This is a genomic window from Streptomyces sp. NPDC060209 (assembly GCF_042728155.1).
Lineage (GTDB): Bacteria > Actinomycetota > Actinomycetes > Streptomycetales > Streptomycetaceae > Streptomyces.
Genome location: NZ_JBHWZS010000569.1, coordinates 1 through 1,654, shown reverse-complemented (window position 1 = coordinate 1,654; position 1,654 = coordinate 1). Strand labels below are relative to the sequence as shown.

Here is a 1,654-nt window from a genome sequence, read left to right as displayed (position 1 = left end):
TCCTGGAGACGCGCGGCCACACGATCGTCGGCGTCGCCGATGTCGAGGGCACCGAGCGGCCGGTCAGAAGGGGAACTGCGAGCGGCCGTGCTGGACCGAGATCCACTTCTGCGTGGTGAAGGCCTCGAGCATCGACTCGCCGTTGAGCCGCCCGAGGCCCGAGTTCTTCTCCCCGCCGAAGGGAACGATGGGCTCGTCGTGGACCGTGCCGTCATTGATGTGGATCATGCCGGTGCGGATGCGCTGCCCCACCCGGACGCCGCGCTCGATGTTGCCGGTGTGGACCGCGCCGCTCAGGCCGTACGGGGTGTCGTTGGCGATCCGGACGGCCTCGTCCTCACCGTCGAAGGGGACGAGCAGGGCCACCGGCCCGAATATCTCCTGCTGCAGGACGGGCGAATCGGCGGCGAGACCGGTCAGCACGGACGGGCTCACCACATTGCCCTCGGCCCGGCCGTGCAGCAGTGCCGTGGCACCCGCTTCCACGGTCTCGTCGACGAGCTTGGACACCGCGTCGGCCTGCGAGGAGCTGATCAGCGGGCCGATGTGGGTCGCGGGGTCGGCCGGGTCGCCGACCCGCAGGGAGGCGACCTTGGCTACGAACTTCTCCGTGAACTCCTGCTCCACCGAGCGGTCCACCAGGATGCGGTTGGCCGCCATGCAGACCTGGCCCTGGTGGATGTAGCGGCTGAAGACGGCCGCGTCGACGGCGTAGTCCACATCCGCGTCGTCCAGGACGATCAGCGCGCTGTTGCCGCCCAGTTCGAGCACCGCGCGCTTGAGGTTGGCCGCGCAGACCGTCGCGACATGGCGGCCGATCCTGTCCGAGCCTGTGAAGGAGATGACCTGCGGGACGGGGTGCTCCAGCAGACTGTCGCCGATCTCGGCGATGTCGGTGACCACGACGTTCAGCAGCCCGGCGGGCAGCCCCGCCTCCTCGAACAGCTTGGCGATCAGTGTGCCGCCGCAGACCGGGGTGTTCTGGTGCGGCTTGAGGACCACGGCGTTACCGAGGGCCAGCGCGGGCGCGACCGACTTGAGCGACAGCAGGAAGGGGAAGTTGAAGGGGCTGATGACACCCACGACACCGACGGGCAGCCGGTAGACGCGGTTCTCCTTGCCCTCGGTCGGCGACGGAAGGATCTGCCCCGTGGACCGCAGCGTGAGCTGGGCCGCCTCGCGCAGGAACTCCTTGGCCAGGTGCAGTTCGAAACCCGCCTTCAGCCGGGTCCCGCCGAGCTCCGCGACGATCGCCTCGGCGATCTCGGCCTCGCGCTCCTCGACGACGCGCAGCGCCTTCTCCAGCACCGTCCGCCGGGCGTACGGGTTCGTGTCCGCCCACTCCGGCTGCGCCCGCTCGGCGGCCCGGTAGGCCTGATCGACCTCGCCGGCCGTCGCGACGGTGATCGAGGCGAGTTTCTCCCCGCTGTACGGGTTGAAGTCGATGATGTCCCAGGACCCCTTCCCCGGCCTCCACTCGCCGTCGATGTACTGCTGGGCCAGGTCGGTGAAGAAGGAAGTCATGGAATCCCTTACCGCAGAGGGGCGGGCAGCTGATTGCGGCTCATATTACTTATCCTTCAACCAAGTTGAAGCGGATACAGATGTGCTCACAGACGACGGCGTCCATGACCTCGGGCGCACACACGAAAGG

1 protein-coding gene is annotated in these 1,654 nt (G+C 68.3%); it reads right to left on the bottom strand.

The annotated features are described in order from the left end of the window. Positions 1-63: 63 nt before the first annotated feature. Positions 64-1,524 carry an aldehyde dehydrogenase family protein gene (locus tag ACFWFI_RS42620; RefSeq protein ID WP_387401336.1) on the bottom strand — a complete coding sequence of 487 codons (1,461 nt, stop codon included), beginning with the start codon at positions 1,522-1,524 and terminating at the stop codon, positions 64-66. Between the last annotated feature and the right edge of the window lie 130 nt (positions 1,525-1,654).